This is a genomic window from Pseudomonas sp. 15A4 (genome assembly GCF_016925575.1).
Classification (GTDB): domain Bacteria; phylum Pseudomonadota; class Gammaproteobacteria; order Pseudomonadales; family Pseudomonadaceae; genus Aquipseudomonas.
The window spans coordinates 423,538-445,633 of record NZ_CP068986.1 but is presented as its reverse complement, the minus strand read 5'-3'; the positions used below and the strand labels follow the sequence as shown (position 1 = coordinate 445,633).

Annotated in this window: 13 protein-coding genes and 2 pseudogenes; 10 read left to right on the top strand and 5 right to left on the bottom strand. The window is 61.1% G+C overall.

The features are described 5' to 3' along the window. The first annotated feature begins 287 nt into the window (after positions 1-287). Positions 288-1,391, top strand: a complete 1,104-nt coding sequence (locus JN403_RS01960; RefSeq protein ID WP_122625583.1) for a GlxA family transcriptional regulator — start codon at positions 288-290, stop codon at positions 1,389-1,391. 120 nt (positions 1,392-1,511) lie between these two features. Here the strand turns inward: JN403_RS01960 and JN403_RS01955 are convergent, their stop codons facing one another. Beyond that, a complete protein-coding gene (locus tag JN403_RS01955; RefSeq protein WP_205484945.1) occupies positions 1,512-1,769 on the bottom strand; it encodes a hypothetical protein in 258 nt (85 codons plus the stop codon). Positions 1,770-2,100: 331 nt separating this feature from the next. Between JN403_RS01955 and rlmJ the strand changes: the two genes are divergently transcribed. Further along, positions 2,101-2,940, top strand: coding sequence for a 23S rRNA (adenine(2030)-N(6))-methyltransferase RlmJ (gene rlmJ, locus JN403_RS01950; RefSeq protein ID WP_172610490.1), 840 nt, complete (start codon positions 2,101-2,103; stop codon positions 2,938-2,940). A 338-nt stretch (positions 2,941-3,278) separates the two neighbouring features. On the opposite strand, the gene msrA is transcribed toward rlmJ, so the two are convergent. From msrA to aceE, 4 genes and pseudogenes are all read right to left on the bottom strand, one after another. After that, positions 3,279-3,941, bottom strand: a complete 663-nt coding sequence (gene msrA, locus JN403_RS01945; protein WP_205484944.1) for a peptide-methionine (S)-S-oxide reductase MsrA — start codon at positions 3,939-3,941, stop codon at positions 3,279-3,281. 129 nt (positions 3,942-4,070) lie between these two features. After that, positions 4,071-6,761, bottom strand: a pseudogene (locus JN403_RS01940) (EAL domain-containing protein). Positions 6,762-7,127: 366 nt separating this feature from the next. After that, positions 7,128-8,795, bottom strand: coding sequence for a dihydrolipoyllysine-residue acetyltransferase (aceF, locus tag JN403_RS01935; protein WP_205484943.1), 1,668 nt, complete (start codon positions 8,793-8,795; stop codon positions 7,128-7,130). 146 nt (positions 8,796-8,941) lie between these two features. Next, positions 8,942-11,587: a pyruvate dehydrogenase (acetyl-transferring), homodimeric type gene (aceE, locus tag JN403_RS01930; RefSeq protein ID WP_205484942.1), complete on the bottom strand. Its 2,646-nt coding sequence runs from the start codon at positions 11,585-11,587 to the stop codon at positions 8,942-8,944. A 384-nt stretch (positions 11,588-11,971) separates the two neighbouring features. On the opposite strand from aceE, the gene glnE reads away from it, so the two are divergent. The 8 genes and pseudogenes from glnE to JN403_RS01890 all read left to right on the top strand — a co-directional run bounded on the left by glnE (position 11,972) and on the right by JN403_RS01890 (position 22,094). Further along, positions 11,972-14,923: a bifunctional [glutamate--ammonia ligase]-adenylyl-L-tyrosine phosphorylase/[glutamate--ammonia-ligase] adenylyltransferase gene (gene glnE / locus JN403_RS01925; RefSeq protein WP_205484941.1), complete on the top strand. Its 2,952-nt coding sequence runs from the start codon at positions 11,972-11,974 to the stop codon at positions 14,921-14,923. 126 nt (positions 14,924-15,049) lie between these two features. After that, positions 15,050-16,084, top strand: a complete 1,035-nt coding sequence (waaF, locus tag JN403_RS01920) for a lipopolysaccharide heptosyltransferase II (RefSeq protein WP_205484940.1) — start codon at positions 15,050-15,052, stop codon at positions 16,082-16,084. Position 16,085: 1 nt separating this feature from the next. Further along, a complete protein-coding gene (gene waaC / locus JN403_RS01915) occupies positions 16,086-17,150 on the top strand; it encodes a lipopolysaccharide heptosyltransferase I (protein ID WP_205484939.1) in 1,065 nt (354 codons plus the stop codon). Beyond that, the gene (locus JN403_RS01910; protein WP_205484938.1) at positions 17,150-18,274 is read left to right on the top strand and encodes a glycosyltransferase family 4 protein; all 1,125 of its coding nucleotides are present in this window, start codon (positions 17,150-17,152) and stop codon (positions 18,272-18,274) included. The genes waaC and JN403_RS01910 overlap by 1 nt, the downstream gene beginning before the upstream one ends. Next, positions 18,271-19,077: a lipopolysaccharide core heptose(I) kinase RfaP gene (rfaP, locus tag JN403_RS01905; RefSeq protein WP_122533862.1), complete on the top strand. Its 807-nt coding sequence runs from the start codon at positions 18,271-18,273 to the stop codon at positions 19,075-19,077. Before JN403_RS01910 ends, rfaP begins: the two co-directional genes overlap by 4 nt. Continuing rightward, positions 19,077-19,811 carry a lipopolysaccharide kinase InaA family protein gene (locus JN403_RS01900; protein WP_122625592.1) on the top strand — a complete coding sequence of 245 codons (735 nt, stop codon included), beginning with the start codon at positions 19,077-19,079 and terminating at the stop codon, positions 19,809-19,811. Before rfaP ends, JN403_RS01900 begins: the two co-directional genes overlap by 1 nt. Further along, positions 19,808-20,536 (top strand): annotated as a pseudogene (locus JN403_RS01895) (lipopolysaccharide kinase InaA family protein); the annotation flags it as partial. The gene JN403_RS01900 and the pseudogene JN403_RS01895, both read left to right, overlap by 4 nt. Positions 20,537-20,642: 106 nt before the next feature. Then, the gene (locus JN403_RS01890; RefSeq protein WP_205484936.1) at positions 20,643-22,094 is read left to right on the top strand and encodes a lipopolysaccharide kinase InaA family protein; all 1,452 of its coding nucleotides are present in this window, start codon (positions 20,643-20,645) and stop codon (positions 22,092-22,094) included. Positions 22,095-22,096: the final 2 nt, after the last annotated feature.

Below are 22,096 nucleotides of genomic sequence, written 5' to 3'. Positions count from 1 at the left end.
GTGACACTCCCGGACCGCCTGCCGATTCGATGGTTCACACAAAGTGCTACGGAAGTGCTCATACCTCCCGCAACGCTTATGGCTCAGCCGTCACGAGGTCGCGATTTGAATCGTTGTGTCGCTCCCGAATAGACGCTTCGCGACGTCGCTATCGGGAGTTGTTGAATGCTCATTCAAATTTAGGCATGGCAATTGCGTTGCAATGACCAAGCTCTCCGCAGATGAGGGCGAGACAACGAGAGCCTCTGCTGAGGCCTTCAACCGTTTTACGCGTGAGGAGAAGTGTGATGACTACGTTCAACTCCGGGGCCCAACCCCAGAACCGTGCGCCCCAATCCATCGGCTTCCTGCTGCTGGACAACTTCACATTGATCTCCCTCGCGTCAGCGGTCGAGCCACTGCGTATGGCGAATCAGTTATCAGGTCGCGAGCTGTATCGCTGGACTACGCTGACCGCTGACGGCGGCCAGGTCTGGGCCAGCGACGGTCTGCAGATCACCCCGGACGCCGCGATGCACAAGGCGCCGGTGCTCGACACCGTGATTGTGTGCGGCGGCGTCGGCATCCAACGCAGCGTTACCCGCGAACACGTCAGCTGGCTGCAGAGCCAGGCGCGTCAGTCCCGTCGTCTTGGTGCGGTGTGCACCGGCAGCTGGGCACTGGCCTGCGCGGGCTTGCTGGACGGTTTCGATTGCAGCGTGCACTGGGAATGTCTGGCCGCGATGCAGGAAGCTTTCCCCCGCGTCGCCATGAGCACGCGCCTGTTCACCCTTGACCGCAACCGCTTCACCAGTTCCGGCGGCACCGCGCCACTGGACATGATGCTGCACCTGATCAGCCGCGATCATGGCCGTGAGCTGTCCGCCGCGATCTCGGAAATGTTCGTCTACGAACGCATCCGCAACGAACAGGACCACCAGCGCGTGCCGCTCAAGCACATGCTTGGCACCAACCAGCCGAAGCTGCAGGAAATCGTCGCGCTGATGGAAGCCAACCTGGAGGAGCCGATCGATCTGGACGAACTCGCGGTGTATGTCGCCGTGTCCCGACGTCAGCTGGAGAGGCTGTTCCAGAAATACCTGCACTGCTCGCCGTCGCGCTATTACCTCAAGCTGCGCTTGATCCGCGCGCGGCAATTACTCAAGCAGACACCGATGTCGATTATCGAAGTGGCTTCGGTCTGCGGCTTTGTCTCTACGCCGCACTTCTCCAAGTGCTATCGCGAGTACTTCGGCATCCCGCCGCGCGACGAACGCGTGGGCTCCAATACTACCCAGCAAGTGGCAATGCTGCCGATTCCGCAGTCGCTCGTCCTGGCGCCGTTGTCCGGCCCACTGTCGGCGCTGAGTCAGGCGCGTAATGAGTCGACGTTTGCGAGTGTGCGGTTGTAAGAGCGCAACGGTCTCCTGTAGGAGTGAGCTTGCTCGCGATCAGTCGTATGGACGATAGATCTGTATCGGCTGTAGCGGCCTCTCGCGAGCAAGCTCACTCCTACAAAATGCGTCACGCCTCTAGGCACTCTGCTTGTAAGCCGCCAGCGCCGGCAACAACTGCTGATCAATCGCCTGGCGCACGGCTGGCAAAATCGTTGCGCTGCCGCTTAGCAGTTTCTCCACCAGTTGCCGCAATGCCCGAGCGCGGTCGTCATTGAGGCCGCGTACCGCTTGGGCACAGGCCTGTTCTGCGCTGAGGCCGGAGGGCACCTCAAGACCGATCGCTCTGAGTTGGCTGATCAAGTCGTCCTGGTCGATGAGGTCTGCGTGCATCATGACGTGCGCTCCGTTTGTTGAGGTTGACCTGATTCTGGTGGTGCGCGCGTGAGCTCGGCAAGCGCTGGCGTCACAGATGTCTGGCATACGCATCAGCGTGTCGTTTTCGGCTATGTAACCGTTTAGTTCATTTGGCATAATCGCCCCACTTACGTTGCGCAGACTACGGTTTGATCACCCTCTGGCTCGCGCAAATGCCTCACCCCGGTTTTGTAACGGCTTAACCGGGGATTTTTTTGCCTGTCGTTTAGGCTCCCTCGATCGGCAGGGTATGAGCGGTCTGCGCGACGGCGGATGGTTTGATAAACTCCGCAGCCTTCCAGGAGCCGCCATGAACTACCGTCACGCCTTCCACGCCGGCAACCACGCCGACGTTTTCAAACACATCGTTCTGACTCGCTTGATCGCGCTGATGTCGCGCAAGGAGCAGCCACTCGCTTACCTCGACACCCACGCGGGCATCGGCCTGTATGACTTGCAGGGCGATCAGGCAACGCGCACTGGCGAATGGATCGAAGGCATTGGCCGTCTCTGGGATGCCGATGACGTGCCTGAAATGGCGGCCGGTTACATCGACGCGATTCGCCAGATGAACCGCAAGACTGGCGAACTGCGCTACTACCCCGGCTCGCCCGAACTGGCCCGCCGCCTCACCCGCGAACAGGACCGCGTGCTGCTCAACGAAAAGCACCCCGAAGACGGCGCGCTGCTCAAAGACAACATGAAATATGACCGCCGCGTCGCCGTGCACCTGGGCGAAGGCTGGCATGTGCCCCGGGCCTTGCTGCCGGTTCACGAGAAGCGCGCAGTCATGCTGATTGACCCGCCGTTCGAGCAGCTCGACGAGATGAAGCGCTGCTCCGTCGCCCTCAAGGAAACCATCGCGCGGATGCGCCAGACCGTTGCGGCCATCTGGTACCCGATCAAGGACCAGCGCGCCCTCAAGCGTTTCTATCAGGAACTGGCCGAGACTGGCGCACCGAAGCTGCTGCGGGTCGAGTTGTTCGTGCACCCGCTGGACACACCCAACAGCCTCAACGGCTCCGGCCTTGCGATCGCCAATCCGCCGTGGGGTTTGGAAGAAGAGCTGCGCGAGTTGATGCCATGGCTGGCGAAGAAGCTCGGCCAGACCCAGGGCGACTGGAAGATGGATTGGTTGATTGCGGAGTAACCGCTCTTGGTTCCTGCGGCGTGACGGCTTACGTCTTCCCGGCTAAAGCCAGTCCTACAAGGGATACGCGATCGGTCGGTAGGACCGGCTTTAGCCGGGAAGTGGCCAGGAAGTGATGCAGCGGACACCGTTCATGTAGGAGTGAGCTTGCTCGCGAAGGCGGCATCTCAACCGCTGACTATTTAGCGAATGTAATGGCCCATTCGCGAGCAAGCTCGCTCCCACAATTCGTTCATCTGCCGGAGGATCGGCGATGTCTGCCTCCCCGGCCAAGGCAGCCTTTGCCGATACTAGGGATGCCATCGGGTCCAACGCGGCCGATCCCTCTATGGGGTAACTCAGTTACCCGCCAGACTCGGCGGCATGCAGACGCCGGTGCCGCCGATACCGCAGTAGCCCTGGGGATTCTTCGCCAGATATTGCTGGTGATACGCCTCGGCGAAGTACACGGTCGGCGCCTGGTCGATGTCGGTTGTGATTTCCCCGAGACCGGCCTTGGCCAGTTCGGCTTGATACACCTCGGCGCTGGCCTTGGCCGCCTGCAGTTGCTCAGGGGTTGTCGCGTAGATCACCGAGCGGTACTGGGTGCCGATGTCGTTGCCCTGACGCATGCCCTGGGTCGGGTTGTGCAATTCCCAGAACATCGCCAGCAGTTGCTCATAGCTGACCTTCGCAGGCTCATACACCACGAGCACCACTTCGGCGTGGCCGGTCAGACCCGAGCAGACTTCTTCGTACGTCGGGTTCGGCGTGAATCCGCCTGCGTAACCCACGACGGTGCTGACGACGCCATCACGTTGCCAGAAGCGACGTTCTGCTCCCCAGAAACATCCCAGACCAAAGATGGCGAATTCGACGTCGTTGAAGAACGGCCCCAGGAGGGGAGTGCCGTTGACGAAATGAGTTTCAGGCAGGGCCATGGGGGTTTCGCGCCCGGGCAGTGCCTGCTGGGCTGTAGGGAGAGCGTTTTTATTCACAAGAATTTCCGAGCGCAAGACCATGAGGCACATCCTCTCTGGGGCAGGACAACCAACATGCGTTGTCAGTGAAAACCGTATATGGGGTCAGAATCGGCTGATGCAAATGCAGGGCGTCAGTGTGCCGCACTGATGTGATGCGGGGAAGGGGGCTCAGGCCAGCGGGCCGCGGGGGTAGCGACGCAAGGTTTCGATCAGCGCTTCGCCCGGAATCGGCTTGTCGAACAGATAGCCCTGACCGACATCACAGCGATGACGACGCAGGAAGGCCAGCTGTGCCGCCGTCTCGATGCCTTCGGCGACCACGGTCAGCTTGAGGTTGTGAGCCATGGCGATGACCGCCGAGGTGATTTCCATGTCGTCCTGATCGTCCGGAATGTCCCGAATGAAGCTGCGGTCGATCTTGATCACGTCGATGGGGAATTTCTTCAGATAGCTGAATGACGAATAGCCTGTACCGAAGTCATCCATCGCCAGGGTCAGGCCCAGGGTCTTCAACGACTCCAGCTGCAGGCGCGTGTCTTCAGTTGCCTCCAGCAGCAGACCTTCAGTCAATTCCAGTTCCAGTAACGACGGGTCGAGCTGTTCGTCACGCAGAATACCGGCCAGCGAAGAAACCAGCTCCGGATCGGAAAACTGTTTAGGCGACACGTTGATGGCCACATGCAGCTTGCCGTAGCCAGCCGCAGTCAATTGCTTGCTCATGCGGCAGGACTGGCGCGCGACCCATTTGCCGATCGGGATGATCAGGCCGGTCTCTTCGGCAACGCTGATGAATTGGTCCGGGCGGATCATGCCTTTTTCCGGATGGTTCCAGCGCAACAACGCTTCCATGCCCAGCAAACGGCCACTGCGCAGGCACAGTTTGGGCTGGTAGAAGACCTCAAGTTCATTCTGAGTCAGGGCGCGGCGCAGGTTGTTCTCGACGAACAGCTTGTAACTCGCCTCGGCGTTCAGCGCCTCCGTGAACACTTGCACCTGATGCTTGCCGTTGGCCTTGGCTTTGTGCAGCGCCAGGCCCGCGTTTTTCATCAGCGTCTGCGGGTCGCGGCCATGGATCGGCGCGCACGCCAGCCCTACCGAGCCGGTCACGCTGATCAACTGATTATCGACGAACATCGGCTTGTCCAGCGTGCTTAGCACCTGACTGGCCACGCGTTGGCCTTCTTCGGGGCTGGTGTCGTCGAGCAGCACGGCGAATTCGTTGCTGGCGAATCGCGCCAGTATGCCGGTCGGGCTCAGGCTGTTGCGCAGCCGACGGGCGAGGCTGATCAGCAGTTTGTCCCCGGTGTGGTGGCCGAGGCTGTCGTTGATGCGCTTGAAGTTGTCGATGTCCACCAGCAACAGGCTGATCGGTGTTTCGACGTCGCGGGCGAAGTGCTCGTCCAGGGTTCGGATGAACGCCGGACGGTTGCCCAGATTGGTCAGATTATCCGTGTACGCCAGGCGCTCGATCCGCTGCTGGGAGAGCTTGGCCTGGGTGATGTCTTCGTAGATGCCGATGTAATGGGTCAGCTCGCGGTTATCCCCGTACACCTTGGAAATCGACAGCTGGCCCCAGTAGGGTTCCAGGTTTTTGCGCCGGCTCTTGAACTCGCCCTGCCAGCTGTTTCCGTTGACCAGGCTGGAGTTCGCGTCGAGCAGCAGCGCGCTGAGGTTTTCCAGCGCAGGCAGCTCCGAGGTTGCTGCCCGTGGACCTCGTCGGCGGGGTATTGAGTGATCTCGGTGAAACTCGGGTTGACGTACTCGACCACGCCGTCGCGGTTGACCAGCAAAAACGCATTGGCGCTCTGCTCCACGGCACGCTGAAACAGGTGCAGGGCGCTGGTGGCGGTGCGGCGGTTGTGGTTGTTGATGGCGTGGGCAAACTGATCGGCCAGCTCACCGGCAAAGGCGATCTCATCAGACTGCCATTCCCGGGGGCACCCGTCTGCTCAAGGCACAGCACGCCGACCACTTGGCCATCGATGCGCACGGCGGCATCAAGGATGGCGGTGATGTCCTGGGTGCGCAGTCGCTGAACCAGCTCTTTGGTGCGCGGATCCTGCTCGACATCGTTGACGTCGATGGCGCGGCTGGTATGCAACACATCCAGGTAGCTGGGGAATTCGCTGATATCGATCGCGTTGGTTTTGGGGAACGTGCTGGTATCGCGGCGATACTCTGCAATCGGCTCCAGGGTCTTGCCGTTCAGGTTCCACAGGCTGGCGCAGGAGATGTTGTAGATCTCGCAGGCGCTTTTGGTGATCAGCTCTGCCGCTTCCTGCAGCGAATTGTTCGAGCTGTAGCGATGGCGTGCCAGGCGCAGAATCAAACTTTGCTGGCCGCGGACCCGTTCCAGATGATGCAACTGTTCGTGCTGGGCGCGCTGATTGAGCTCCAGCGCGATCTGCAGACGGGAGTTCTGCACTTCCAGATCCGGGCTGATCGCCAGTTCGCCGGCCTCGACCTGCTCATTGACGACCATCAGATAGCCGCGCAGCAAGTGCCGATTGTGTTGCTTGTAAGCCTCACCAATCTCCACCAGACCCAACGGGCCGCGCGTCGTGTGCAGGGTGTAGCGAATCAGGTAATGGGCGCCGCCCCCAGTTGCAGCTGCACGGCGTCGTGCAGTTGATAGCGCGCTTCGGGCTCCATGAGGCTGGCATACGGCGTGCCCACCAGCGCGCAGAGTTCCACGGCGGGCATGCTGAATTGCTTCTCGCAGTTCGGATCCAGATAGAGCATGGCCCAGCTGGGTTCATTCAGCCGCTCGAAACGCAGCATGCCGAGCCGCGAAGGCACCGGTAATTGCGTCACGACCTCGGCCGCCGGTCTACCGGCAGCATCAGGTTGGCTTTTCATGAAGGAACTCGCTTTCAGGGTGCTGTCGCGCACGGGCAAGGAGCCCGTCTTTAAGTCGCGTGCCGCAAGGTTGCATCATGGCGAACGGGCTGACAAGTGAGCGCGATGGCTTAGTGCTATAAATCTGTCGGCAGACGGTTGATTTACTGGAGGTAATTGATCGGATTGTCAGGGTGAGGGTCGAGCGGTTGGTATGTGTGCATGATCAGCTATCGGCCGCGGGATTAAATACTGTAGGCGCTTGAGGCCGCGCGGCGTCCTCTTTTTAAAGGCAAAAAAAGCCCCGCCAGTCAGCGGGGTTGAGGTACGAGCGTGGCAGCTCGAGAAAGCGAAGGCCCGTTTCGCGAAAAACGGGCGTTGTACGGCTTACAGCAGAATCGTGCGGATGTCCGCCAGCAATTCGCTCAGACGCTTGGTGAAGCGCGCTGCGGCGGCGCCGTTGATCACGCGGTGATCGTAGGACAGCGACAGCGGCAGCATCAGGCGAGGCTGGAAAGCCTTGCCGTCCCAGACCGGTTGCATGGTGGCCTTGGACACACCAAGGATCGCCACTTCCGGGGCATTGACGATCGGCGTGAAGCCGGTGCCGCCAATGTGGCCCAGGCTTGAGATGGTGAAGCAGGCGCCTTGCATGTCGTTGGCTGACAGCTTTTTGGAGCGTGCCTTTTCCGCCAGCTCAGCCGCTTCGGCCGCCAGTTGCAGCAGGCTCTTCTGGTCGACGTTCTTGATCACCGGGACCAACAGGCCTTCCGGCGTATCCACCGCGAAGCCGATGTTGAAGTACTTCTTGCGAATGATCGCTTTGCCACTTGGCGCCAGCGAACTGTTGAAGTCCGGCAGCTCCTTGAGCATGTGCGCGCTGGCCTTGAGCAGCAGCGGCAGAATGGTCAGCTTGACGCCGGCTTTTTCGGCCACGGCTTTCTGCGCGATACGGAAGGCTTCCAGGTCGGTGATGTCGGCCTGGTCGAATTGCGTGACGTGCGGAATGTTCAGCCAGCTGCGATGCAGGCCGGTTGCGCCCAGCTGCATCAGGCGCGTCATCGGCACTTCTTCGGTTTCGCCGAAACGGCTGAAATCGACTTCCGGAATCGGCGGGATGCCCATGCCGCCGGCAGCGCTGCCAGCAGCAGGCGCGTCCTTGGACTTGGTCATGATCGATTTGACGTACGCCTGCACGTCTTCTTTCAGCACACGACCGTGGGGGCCGGTTGCCGAAACAGCGTTCAGCTCAACGCCGAACTCGCGCGCCAGCTGACGGACAGCCGGGCCAGCGTGAACCTTGGCGCCGTTGTTCGCAGGTGCAGCGGCGGGTGCGGCAGCAGGCGCGGTTTCAGCTTTCGCAGCCGGAGCAGCAGACGCGGCCGCCGGAGCAGCCGCTTCAGCCTTGGCCGGAGCCGGGGCAGCAGCTTGTGCAGGTGCGGCAGCCGGTGCAGCACCGGCCACTTTCAATTTCAGGATCAGATCGCCAGTGCCGACTTCGTCTTCGACCTTGACGCTGATGCTTTCGACGACGCCAGCGGCCGGAGACGGGATCTCCATCGAGGCTTTGTCGGATTCCAGGGTGATCAAGGATTGATCAGCTTCGATGCTGTCGCCCACTTTGACCATCAGCTCGATGATGCGAGCCTTGCCCGACGAACCGATGTCCGGAACGTGAATGTCCTGAACGGTATCCGACGCAGCAGGTGCAGCCGCTGCAGCTGGCGCAGGTTCGGCTTCGGCTGGCTTCTCGGCAGGCTTGTCAGCAGCAGGGGCAGGCGCGGCAGCAGCAGGTGCAGCAGCAGGCTCGGCCGCCGCTTCGCCTTCCACTTCCAGCTCAAACAGCTCGTCGCCTTCTTTCAGGCGGTCGCCCAGCTTCACTTTCATCGCCTTGATGACACCGGCTTTAGGCGCAGGGATTTCCATGCTTGCCTTGTCCGACTCCAGCGTCAGCACGCTCTGGTCAGCTTCGATGCGATCACCGACCTTGACCATCAACTCAATGACTTCACCTTCACCGTTGCCGATGTCGGGTACACGAATTAACTCACTCACAATGTCTCTCCTTAGGAGAACCTGTTCCTCGACTGCGCTGATTCATCTGCGACGAAACAGCCTGAATGCTCATTTACCGAAGTAAATTCCGCATTGGCGGCTGTTTCGCGCACATTTCAGCGCTCTATTCGATCGTTACGCAGACCTTAGCAGTCCAGCGGGTTGCGCTTTTCAGGATCGATGCCGAACTTGGCAATGGCTTCCGCCACGACTTTAGGTTCGATATCGCCGCGATCGGCCAAGGCTTCCAGGGCGGCCAGCACCACGAAGTGACGGTCAACTTCGAAGAAGTTGCGCAGCTTCTTGCGGCTGTCGCTACGGCCGAAACCGTCGGTGCCCAGAACCTTGTATTCCTTGGTCGGAACCCACTGACGGATCTGGTCAGCGAACAGTTTCATGTAGTCGGTCGAAGCGATCACCGGACCTTTACGGCCGTTCAGGCATGCTTCAACGTAGCTCAACTGTGGCTTCTGACCCGGCTTCAGGCGGTTGCTGCGCTCTACGGCCAGGCCGTCGCGACGCAGTTCGTTGAAGCTGGTGACGCTCCAGACGTCCGCGCCAATGTTGAACTGCTCGCGCAGGATCTTCGCCGCCTCGCGTACTTCACGCAGGATGGTGCCCGAACCCAGCAGCTGCACGTGGTGCGCAGCTTCCTTGGTGTCTTCTTCCAGCAGGTACATGCCCTTGATGATGCCTTCCTCGGAACCGGCCGGCATGGCAGGTTGCGTGTAGGACTCGTTCATCACGGTCAGGTAGTAGAAGACGTCCTGCTGTTCTTCGAACATCTTCTTCATGCCGTCCTGAATGATCACCGCCAGCTCGTAGCCGTAGGTTGGATCGAAGGTGCGGCAGTTCGGGATGGTCGACGCCAGGATGTGGCTGTGGCCGTCTTCGTGCTGCAGACCTTCACCGTTCAGGGTGGTACGACCGGCGGTGCCGCCGATCAGGAAGCCACGGGTGCGGCTGTCGCCTGCAGCCCATGCCAGGTCGCCGATACGCTGGAAACCGAACATCGAGTAGAAGATGTAGAACGGAATCATCGGCTGGTTGTGGCTGCTGTACGAAGTACCTGCCGCGATGAACGAAGACATTGCGCCGGCTTCGTTGATGCCTTCCTCGAGGATCTGACCTTTCTTGTCCTCGCGGTAGAACATCACTTGTTCTTTGTCGACTGGCTCGTACAGCTGGCCTACGGAAGAGTAGATGCCGAGCTGGCGGAACATGCCTTCCATGCCGAACGTACGGGCTTCGTCCGGAATGATCGGAACGATGCGCTGACCCACTTCCTTGTCCTTGACCAGTTGGGTCAGGATGCGGACGAAGGCCATGGTGGTGGAGATTTCGCGATCGCCGGAGCCGTCAAGGATGGCCTTGAGGGTTTCCAGTGGCGGAGTCGGCAGGCTGAAGCTCTGCGCGCGACGCTGTGGAACGAAGCCGCCCAGTGCAGCGCGACGCTCGGCCAGGTAACGCGCTTCGGCGCTGCCTTCTTCCGGCTTGAAGAACGGCAGGGCTTCGAGCTGATCGTCTTTGATCGGGATGTCGAAGCGGTCACGGAAGTGACGCAGGCTGTCGACGTCGACCTTCTTGGTGTTGTGCGCGGTGTTTTTCGCTTCACCGGCGCCGGTGCCATAACCCTTGATGGTCTTGGCCAGAACCACGGTCGGCTGACCTTTGTGGTTCACCGCGTTGTGGTACGCAGCATAGACCTTGTACGGGTCGTGCCCGCCACGGTTGAGCTTCCAGATTTCGTCGTCGGACATATCTGCAACCATCGCCTTGAGTTCCGGCGAGTTGAAGAAGTGTTCGCGCACGAAAGCGCCGTCTTTGGCTTTGTAGTTCTGGTATTCGCCGTCGATGACTTCGTCCATACGACGTTGCAGGATGCCGTCAACGTCTTTGGCCAGCAGTGGGTCCCAGAAACGGCCCCAGATGACTTTGGTCACGTTCCACTGAGCACCGCGGAACACGCCTTCCAGTTCCTGGATGATCTTGGCGTTGCCGCGAACCGGACCGTCCAGACGCTGCAGGTTGCAGTTCACGACGAAGATCAGGTTGTCGAGCTTCTCGCGACCGGCCAGGGCGATGGCGCCCAGGGATTCCGGCTCGTCGGTCTCGCCGTCGCCCAGGAAGCACCAGACTTTCTGCTTGCCTTCAGGGATATAACCGCGGTGCTCCAGGTACTTCATGAAGCGCGCCTGGTAGATCGCCTGAATCGGACCCAGACCCATGGAAACGGTCGGGAACTGCCAGAAGTCTTTCATCAGCCACGGGTGTGGATAGGACGACAGACCGTTGCCATCGACTTCCTGACGGAAGTTGTTCATCTGGTCTTCGGTGATGCGACCTTCCATGAACGCACGGGCGTAGACGCCTGGCGATGCGTGACCCTGGAAGTAGATCAGGTCGCCGCCGTGTTCGTCGGTCGGGGCCTGGAAGAAGTAGTTGAAGCCGATGTCGTACAGGGTTGCACTGGAAGCGAAGCTGGAGATGTGGCCGCCCAGATCCGGGTCGCCGATGTTGGTCTTGACCACCATCGCCAAAGCGTTCCAACGTACCAGCGAGCGAATGCGGCGTTCCATGAACAGGTCGCCGGGCATGCGTGCTTCGTGGGTAACGGGGATGGTGTTGCGATAAGGCGTGGTGATGGCGTAAGGCAGCTGCGAACCACTACGTGTGGCCAGCTCACCCATACGGGTCATCAGATAATGAGCACGGTCTTCGCCTTCTTTGTCGAGAACCGATTCCAGGGCGTCCAGCCATTCCTGGGTTTCGACGGGATCGAGGTCTTGCATGGCTTGCTCCAGGGCGGAAAGGCTTCCAGAATCGGTTGCCTGAGTTTGTTGCGACTGGCCTTGTGGGCAGACGATATAAATTCTTGGATGACCGGATGGGTCCCCGGTGTTGTGTAGTTTTACTACAAATCTCGGGCTAATTCAGCTTTTTGACTTGTATATACAGTAGTAAAACTACAGCTGAGCGACGTTTTCACTCGTGGTGCAGTGTCCATTAAAGCGATGTTCTCGGTGTAAAAATCTGACGAATCACTTGGCGGAACATGCTGGCAATCAAGATTTGCCAGCCATGAGCAATTTTTAACCTTTGTTCGACAGTCTGTCCGTGCCGTGTATGCAACCGCCAGGGCAGCCTGACATTTGAACGCCGATCAAGGATAGACCATGAGCCTTCCCCTGCTGGCCGAGCTGCCGGCTGTCCTTCTGCCGTTGGTCACTCGCGCGGGCCAGTCCTGGCGTACCGCTCTCGATTCCCTGACGGATGAAGCCAGGCATCAATTTCAGGCCTGGCCCGAAGCGCGGCTGTCGGCGTTTGATCGTGTGTGTGCGGCCAGCGACTTCGTCGCTGATCAGGTTTCACGGGATCCGCTGATGCTGCTCGACCTCGCTGAATCCGGTGAGCTGGAGCGTAGTTTTGCGCCCGGCGAGCTGCTTGGGCACATCGCCAATGCAGTCATTCAGGCTGCCAGCGACGATGAGCTGGGGCGTAATCTACGTCGTCAACGCACGCGCCAGCAAGTGCGAATTATCTGGCGGGATCTGACCCGGCAGGCCGATCTGGTGGAAACCTGCCGTGATCTCTCGGACATGGCAGATGGCTGCATCGATCTGGCTTACAAGTGGCTGTACGAGCGGCATTGCCAGCAGTTTGGCACGCCGACCGGCCGTCGGACTGGCGAACCGCAACAGATGGTGATCCTCGGCATGGGCAAGCTGGGAGCCGTAGAGCTGAACCTGTCGTCCGACATCGACCTCATCTTTGCCTACCCCGAAGGTGGGGAAACCCAAGGCGTCAAACGTCCGCTGGACAACCAGGAGTTTTTCATCCGCCTGGGTCAGCGATTGATCAAGGCGCTGGACCCGGTCACCGTCGACGGCTTCGTTTTCCGCGTCGACATGCGCCTGCGCCCGTATGGGTCTTCCGGTGCATTGGTGCTCAGCTTCAACGCGCTGGAGCAGTACTACCAGGATCAGGGCCGCGACTGGGAACGTTACGCCATGATCAAGGCGCGGGTGGTGGGCGGTGATCAGGAGAAGGGCAGCGAGTTGCTCGACATGCTGCGGCCGTTCGTCTATCGCCGCTATCTGGACTTCTCCGCCATTGAAGCGCTGCGCACCATGAAGCAGTTGATCCAGCAGGAAGTCCGTCGCAAGGGCATGGCCGAGAACATCAAGTTGGGATCCGGCGGCATTCGCGAAGTGGAGTTCATCGCCCAGGCGTTTCAGCTGATCCACGGCGGGCGCGATTTGAGTCTGCAGCAACGGCCGTTGCTCAAGGTGCTGAAAACCTTTGAAGGCCAAGGCTATTTGCCCGCTGCGGTCATTGATGAGCTGCGTGAGGGCTATCAGTTTCTGCGCTATACCGAGCACGCCATTCAGGCGATTGCCGATCGGCAGACGCAAATGCTCCCCGACGACCCGCAGGATAAAGCCCGCATCGCCTTCATGATGGGCTTTGCCGATTGGGCGAGCTTTCATGAGCAGTTGATGCATTGGCGCGAGCGGGTCGGGTGGCACTTCCGGCAGGTCATCGCCGACCCCGACGAGGAAGAAGGCCAGGAGGACCACGGTGAAGAAATCGTCGGCGGCGAGTGGCTGCCGCTGTGGGAAGAGTCCCAGAACGAAGAAAGCGCCTGCCTCCAATTGCAAGAGGGCGGATTCGCCGACGCGCAGAAGGCGCTGAAAAATCTGAGCAACCTGCGCAACAGTTCGCAGCTGCGTTCGATGCAGCGTCTGGGGCGCGAACGGCTTGATGCCTTTATTCCGCGCCTGCTCGCCCAGGCGGTCGAGCACGACAATCCCGATCTGGTGCTGGAGCGGGTTCTGCCGCTGGTGGAAGCGGTGGCGCGTCGCTCTGCGTATCTGGTGTTGCTCACCGAGAACCCCGGCGCGCTGCGTCGATTGCTGACCCTGTGCGCGGCCAGCCCTTGGATTGCCGAGCAGATCGCCCGCTTCCCGTTGCTGCTCGATGAGCTGCTGAACGAAGGTCGGCTGTTCAGCCCGCCCCAGGCGCCCGAACTTGCTGCCGAGCTGCGCGAGCGTCTGACGCGCATTCCCGAGGACGATCTCGAACAGCAAATGGAAGCGCTGCGGCATTTCAAACTGGCACACCGTCTGCGGGTTGCCGCTTCTGAAATCACCGGCAGCCTGCCGCTGATGAAAGTCAGTGATTACCTGACCTGGCTGGCCGAGGCGATTCTGGAACAAGTGCTGGCGCTCGCCTGGCGCCACACCGTTGCCCGTCATGGTGCACCGCGTCGACCGGATGGCACATTGTGTGATCCCGGTTTTGTCATCGTCGGCTACGGCAAGGTCGGCGGCATTGAGCTGGGGCACGGCTCGGATCTGGACCTGGTGTTCATCCACGATGGCGATCCCCAGGCTGAAACCGACGGCGCCAAGCCGATCGATGGCGCGCAGTTCTTCACCCGGCTCGGTCAGCGGATCATTCATTTGATCACCACCCAGACCAACTCCGGCCAGTTGTACGAAGTCGACATGCGGTTGCGTCCTTCTGGCGCGGCGGGGCTGCTGGTGAGTTCGCTCGGTGCGTTTTCCCGCTATCAGGAGAACGAGGCCTGGACGTGGGAGCATCAGGCGTTGGTGCGCGCGCGGGTGCTGGTGGGCAGCACCGATGTCGGCCGGCAGTTCGAGGCCGTGCGCGCTTCGGTACTGGGCCGCGAGCGTGATCTGACAAAGTTGCGCCAGGAGGTCAGCGAGATGCGCGCCAAGATGCGCGACAACCTCGGCACCCGCACAACGGCGGCAGGCAAGGGGGCGAATGCGTTCGAACCGACGGCGCGGTTCGACCTCAAGCAGGACGCCGGAGGTATCGTCGATATTGAATTTATGGTGCAATACGCGGCCCTGGCGTGGTCCAGAGAGCATCCCGCGCTGCTTCGTTACACCGATAACATCCGTATTCTCGAAGGCCTTGAAGAGGTCGGTCTGATGGCCGCCGCTGATGCCGGTCTGCTGCGTGAGGCGTACAAGGCCTACCGCTCGGCCGCTCATCGACAGGCGTTGCAGAACGATCCGGGTGTTGTGGCTGGCGACCAGTTCGCCACCGAACGGCGTGAAGTGATGCGGATCTGGGCACAGTTGGGGCTGAGTTGATTGCTGGCAGGGTTCGGATCTAACGGATCTATATAAAGCTATGACAGGGAGGCGTCAGGCGGCGTGTGCATGCATCACGCTGTTTGGTGGGCCTCCCTGCTCGTTTCTGGTCGTTTTTGGAAGAGCATGAGAATTCTGATCGTAGGGCCCAGCTGGGTCGGTGACATGGTGATGGCGCAGACGCTGTTCCAGTGCCTGAAGCAGCGTCACCCGCAGTGCGAAATCGATGTGCTGGCGCCCGAGTGGAGCCGGCCGATCCTTGAGCGCATGCCTGAAGTGCGCACGGCCTTGAGCTTCCCGCTCGGCCATGGCGCGCTGGAGCTGGCCACGCGCCGGCGCATCGGCAAATCCCTCAAGGGTCAGTACGATCAGGCGATTCTGCTGCCCAACTCGCTGAAGTCGGCGCTGGTGCCGTTCTTCGCCGGTATTCCCAAACGCACCGGCTGGCGTGGCGAATTTCGCTATGGCCTGCTCAACGACGTGCGCACCCTCGACAAACAGCGTTATCCGCTGATGATTGAGCGCTTCATGGCGCTGGCTTACGACAAAGGCGCCGAGCTGCCGCGCCCGTATCCCAAGCCCAGCCTGCAAATCGAAACCGCCAGCCGCGACGCGGCGTTGGGCAAGTTCGGCCTGAGCCTTGATCGGCCGGTGCTCGCGCTGTGCCCTGGCGCCGAGTTCGGTGAATCCAAGCGCTGGCCGTCCGAGCATTACGCCATGGTCGCCGAAGCGAAGATCCGTGAAGGCTGGCAAGTCTGGCTGTTCGGCTCGAAGAACGACCATGCAGTGGGTGAAAGCATCCGCGAGCGGCTGATTCCAGGCCTGCGCGAAGAGTCCATGAACCTCAGCGGCGGCACCTCACTGGCTGAAGCCATTGATCTGCTGTCCTGCGCGGACGCCGTGGTCTCCAACGATTCCGGGCTGATGCACGTGGCCGCTGCGCTGAATCGCCCGCTGGTGGCGGTGTACGGCTCGACCTCGCCGGGGTTCACGCCGCCGCTGGCCGATGAAGTCGAGATCGTCCGCCTCGGCATCGAGTGCAGCCCGTGCTTCGAGCGCACCTGCCGCTTCGGCCATTACAACTGCCTGCGACTGCTGGAGCCGGATTCGGTGATCCAGGCCCTCGGCCGTATTGGCGCCGCCCCGGTCGAGGTCGCCTGACTTGCGGGTACTGCTGATCAAAACCTCGTCACTGGGCGACGTGATTCACACCCTGCCCGCGCTGACCGACGCCATGGACGCGCTGCCGGGCATCCAGTTCGACTGGGTGGTGGAAGAGGGCTTCGCCGAGATTCCGACCTGGCATCCGGCGGTCGCCAACGTGATCCCGGTGGCCATCCGTCGCTGGCGCAAGAACCTCTGGCAGACCCTCAAAAATGGCGAATGGCGCCAGTTCAAGCAGCGCCTGCGAGACACTCGCTACGACCTGGTGATCGACGCCCAGGGCCTGCTGAAAAGCGCCTGGCTGACCCGCTACGTCAAGGCGCCCATCGCCGGCCTGGACAAGACTTCCGCGCGCGAGCCCCTGGCCGCTCGTTTCTATGATCGCCCCTATGCCGTTGCCCGCGGCCAGCATGCGGTCGAGCGTTTGCGTCAGCTGTTCGCCCAGGCATTGGGCTATCAGGTGCCTGCGGGATTGGGTAATTACGGCCTCGATCGCAGCCGCCTGCTCACTGCCACAAACGACGCGCCCTTCGTACTGTTTCTGCACGGCACCACGTGGGACACCAAACATTGGCCCGAGCTGTATTGGCGGCAATTGGCCGAGCGCATGATCGGCCAGGGGTTTGAGGTGCGACTGCCGTGGGGCAATCCGGCCGAGAAGGCTCGGGCCGAGCGTATTGCCGATGGCCTTGATAATGCCGTCGTGTTGCCCAAACTCAATCTGGCAGGGGTTGCTCGCGTACTGGCGAGCGCTCAGGGCTGTGTCGCGGTGGACACCGGTCTTGGTCATCTGGCCGCCGCGCTGGACGTGCCGACCCTGTCGCTGTTCGGCCCGACCAATCCGGGCCTGACCGGCGCGTACGGCCGGTCGCAGGTTCATCTGGCGGCCGATTACCCCGCTTGCGCGCCGTGCCTGCAAAAGAAATGCACCTACCGACCGACGCCTGAAGATCAGCGTCAGGTCGATACCGAACGCGAGTGGCCCATGTGCTTTACTCGCTTGAATCCCGAGCGGGTAGCGAACCACTTAGGCGCGCTATTGCTGGCAAAGGAACATCCCTGATGCAACTGGCATTCGTGCTTTATAAATACTTCCCGTTCGGCGGCCTGCAGCGTGACTTCATGCGCATCGCCCTGGAGTGTCAGCAGCGCGGCCATAAAATCCGCGTCTACACGCTGATCTGGGAGGGTGACGTACCGCCTGGCTTCGAAGTGCTGGTGGCGCCGGTCAAGGCGATCTCCAATCACCGCCGCAACGAAAAGCTCACCGACTGGATGAACGCCGACCTGGCCAAACGTCCCGTGGACCGGCTGATCGGCTTCAACAAGATGCCCGGCCTGGACGTGTATTACGCCGCCGACGGCTGCTACGAAGACAAAGCGCAGAACCTGCGCCATGGCCTGTACAAATACTGGGGCCGCTACCGTCACTTCGCCGACTACGAGCGCGCGGTGTTCGCCAAAGACGCGAAGACCGAAGTCCTGATGATTTCCGAAGTGCAGCAGCCGCTGTTCATCAAGCACTACGACACGCCGCTTGCGCGCTTTCATCTGTTGCCGCCGGGGATCTCCCTGGACCGGCGCGCGCCGGCCAATGCGGCCGAGATTCGCGCTGAGTTCCGTCGCGAATTCAAGTTCGCCGACGATGACTTGCTGCTTGTGCAGATCGGTTCCGGCTTCAAGACAAAAGGCGTCGATCGCACCCTCAAGGCACTCGCGGCGCTGCCTGCTGAATTGAAAAAACGCACACGCCTGTTTGTAATCGGCCAGGACGACCCCAAGGTATTCCAGCTGCAGAGCACGGCGCTGGGCCTGGATGATCACGTCACCTTCATGAAGGGACGCAGCGACATCCCACGTTTTCTGTTGGGCGCCGACCTGTTGATACATCCGGCGTACAACGAAAACACCGGCACCGTGCTGCTTGAAGCGCTGGTGGCAGGACTCCCGGTGCTGGTCAGCGCAGTGTGTGGATATGCCCATTACATTACCGAAGCCGACAGCGGCCTGGTGCTTGATGAGCCGTTCAACCAGAACCAGCTCAATCAGTACCTGGCCCGCATGCTCATGGATGACGCCGCGCGCAGCACCTGGAGCCGCAACGGGCTGGCATTCGCCGACACGGCTGATCTTTACAGCATGCCGCAGCACGCTGCGGATGTGATTCTGGCGGAGCACCACGGATGAAACTGATCCTTGCTGAACCCTTCAAGCGCCTCTGGGCGGGGCGCGATGCGTTCGAGGCCGTTGAGGCGCTGCAAGGCCAGGTCTATCGCGAACTCGAGAACCGGCGGACGCTGCGCACCGAAGTCGACGGGCGCGGTTATTTCGTCAAGATCCATCGCGGCATTGGCTGGGGTGAAGTGGCGAAAAACCTGCTGACCGCCAAATTGCCGGTGCTCGGCGCAGGGCAGGAGTGGGACGCGGTCAACCGTCTGCATGAAGTCGGTGTCCCGACCATGACTGCCGTGGCCTACGGCGAGCGCGGCAATAATCCGGCCATGCAGCACTCGTTCATCATCACCGAAGAGCTGGCGCCGACCGAGAGCCTGGAAGACGTCAGCCTGAACTGGCGCAACGAGCCGCCCGAACCCCGCATGAAGCGCGCGTACATCGCTGAAGTGGCGCGGCTGGTCGGAATGATGCACCGCGCCGGGGTCAACCACCGCGACTGCTACATCTGCCATTTTCTGCTGCACACCGACAAGCCGGTCACACCTGAAGATTTCAGGCTTTCGGTGATCGACCTGCACCGCGCCCAGACGCGCCCGGCGATTACCCAGCGCTGGCGCAACAAGGACCTGGCTGCGCTGTATTTCTCGGCGATGGACATCGGCCTGACCCGGCGCGACAAACTGCGGTTTCTCAAGGGCTATTTCCAGCAGCCGCTGCGGCAGATTCTGGCGCAGGAATCGGCGCTGTTGAGCTGGCTCGAAGGCAAGGCCGAGAAGCTCTATCAGCGCAAATTGCGCTACGGGGACGCGCTCTGATGGCGGGCTGGAAGCTGGAGTCTGGCTACGCCGCGCTGACGGAAGACTTCGGTACCCTCGACGCGGTGTTCGCCCTCAAAGGCGAGCGCCTGACCCGTGATCCACTCTCCGAAGTCATCCGCGTCGAACGCGGTGGCGTGAACTACTACGTCAAGCGCTACGTCGCGGCCGGCAAGGGTTTGCGTCGTTATTTGGGGCGCCCACGGGTCAAGTCCGAATGGCAGAATCTCAAGCGTTTCGCCAAGTGGGGCATCCCGACGGCAGAAGTCGTCGCCTGGGGCCTGGAGCGCAATGGCGCTGCGTATGATCGCGGCGCATTGATCACCCGCGAATTGCCGCGCACCGAAGACCTGTCGGAACTGGCACGGGCCAACGACACGCGCCTGGACAGCCGCGCGTGGGTCAACGGCGTCAGCCAGCAGGTCGCGCGCTATACCCGGACCATGCACGATCATCACTTCACCCATAACGATCTGAAGTGGCGCAACTTGCTGGTGGACGATCAGGCGACGGTGTTTCTGATCGACTGCCCCAACGGTGCGTTCTGGGTCAGCTTCATGCTGCGCTACCGGATCACCAAGGACCTCGCCTGCCTGGACAAGGTTGCCAAATATCACCTGTCGGCCACCCAGCGCCTGCGGTTCTACCTGCAATACCGTGGTCGTGAACGCTTGAATGATTCTGACAAGAAGCGCATCCGCCACATCGTCAGTTTTTTTGAGGGTCGCGAATGAGTGTTTTCATTGCTGACGCCGACCGGGGCCTGCTGGGGCGGCACGGTCTGGCGGACTTCGATGCGTTGTGGAACGTCGAGCTCGACGCGGTGGATGAGCCCAACACCGGTCGCGGCGGCTGGAGCAGTGTGTTTCGCCTGGAGCTGGAAGGCTCCGGTTATTACCTCAAGCGCCAGAGCAATTACCTGACGTACACCCTGCATCACCCGTTTGGCGAGCCTTCGTTTTCCCGGGAGTTTCGCAACATCAGCCTGTATCAGAAGCTGGGCATTCCGGCGCTGCATGCGGTGTTTTACGCGGACCGAAAAGTCGACGGCGAGCGCCGCGCGATTCTGATGACCCGCGCCCTGGATGGCTGGACCGATCTGGACACGCTGTTGCAGGACTGGCACGAGCGGCCGGCGACCGAGCGGCTGGCGATTCTGCAGGCGTGCGGGCAACTGGCGCGCACGCTGCACAAGGCCGGGCAGGTGCATGGCTGTTTCTACCCCAAGCATATTTTCATGCGGGCGCGCGGCGGAGAGTATCTGGCCCAGTTGATCGACCTTGAGAAGACGCGCAAGTCGATCTTCGGCCAACGCGACCGGGTCAAGGACATCGAGCCCTTGCTGCGCCGCGCACCGGTCTGGAACGAAACGGAAATCCGTGAGCTGCTTGCAACGTATCTGCAGGCCCCGACCGACAGCGGGCTGGTCGACGCCTGGTGGCAGCGTGTCGCCAAACGGGGAGTCACAAGCGCCGTGAGCGGTGACTTCTGGTTTTTGATGCACACGAGATTTACTGCCTGTCAGATCTGCGATCTGGATTTGGGCTTGATCAAAGAGGGCGCCGATGCGTTTGTCTGAACTGAAAAACGCCGGTCGCACCCCGGCGCTGCCGATGAACATTGCGCTGGAGGATGCGGCCGGCCCTGCCGAGCTGCAATTGCTCAGCCTGCTGCGCGTCTTGCCCGGTCAGCGGTACGTCGGCGCCGGCATCTGGCGCGGGCGGACGGTGCTGGCGAAATTGCTGGTTGGCCCCAAAGCCCCTCGGCATTTCCAGCGTGAACGCGACGGCGTACAGGCGCTGGCGAAACAGGGCTTGCCAACGCCGTTGCTGTTGGCCGACGGGCTGCAGGAAGGCGAGGGCGGCTGGCTGTTGTTCGAGTTTCTGGATCAAGCCCAGAGCCTGGGCGATACCTGGAAATCAGTGGAAAACCTGCCACCGCTGGCCGATGAGCAACAGTCAGTGCTCGGCGATGCGCTGTCCGCTGTGGGCCAGATGCACGCCAAAGGGCTGTGGCAGGAAGACCTGCACCTGGACAACCTGCTGCGTCAGGGCTCCACGTTGTATCTGATCGATGGCGCGGGCATTCGCGTCGAAGAAGCGGGCAAGCCGCTGTCCCGTCAGAAAGTGCTGGAAAATCTCGGCGTGTTCTTCGCCCAGTTGCCCAAGTCGCTGGAGCCGTTCACCGAAGAATTACTCGTCTATTACCTGCTGAGCAACGGCGAGCACGGCTTGCCGGTCGAAGCGCTGCAAAAGCAGATCGACAAGGTGCGCAGTTGGCGCTTGCGGGATTACCTGATCAAGATCGGCCGTGAATGCAGCCTGTTCAGCGTCCAAGACGGGCCGTTTGCCCTGCGTGCGATTCGTCGCGAGGAAGTCGCCGGAATGCTGCCGGTACTGGAACAGGCCGACGCGCTGGTCGATGGCGGTCATCTGTACAAGACCGGTGGTGCGGCCAGCGTCGCCAAGGTAGACGTCGCCGGCCGCGAGCTGGTGATCAAGCGCTACAACATCAAGAACCTGGCCCACTGGCTCAAGCGCTTTTGGCGTCCGTCCCGTGCCTGGCACTCGTGGCGTGAAGGCAATCGGTTGCGGTTCCTCGGCATCGCAACGCCCACACCGCTGGCGCTGCTGGAAAAACGCTTCATGTGGCTGCGCCGTGAAGCGTATCTGGTCACCGAGTTCCTGCCGGGGCCCGACATCATTGAGCGCTTCGCGCCCTACGTAGCGTCTGGCGATGCGCCAGAAGCTGAGTTGCAGGCGCTGGACACTCTGTTTGCGCAGATGATCCGCGAGCGCATCAGCCACGGCGATCTCAAAGGCCACAACGTGTTCTGGCACAACGACCGCTGGTCGCTCATCGATCTGGACGCCATGTGTCAGCACAGTTCCCAGAGCTCGTTCGCGGCGGCGTTCGCTAAAGATCGCGCACGCTTCATGCGCAACTGGCCAGTCGACAGCGCGCTGCACCAGTTGCTGGAACAGCGCATCCCGACGGTTTTAAAAACCCCTGAGTGACC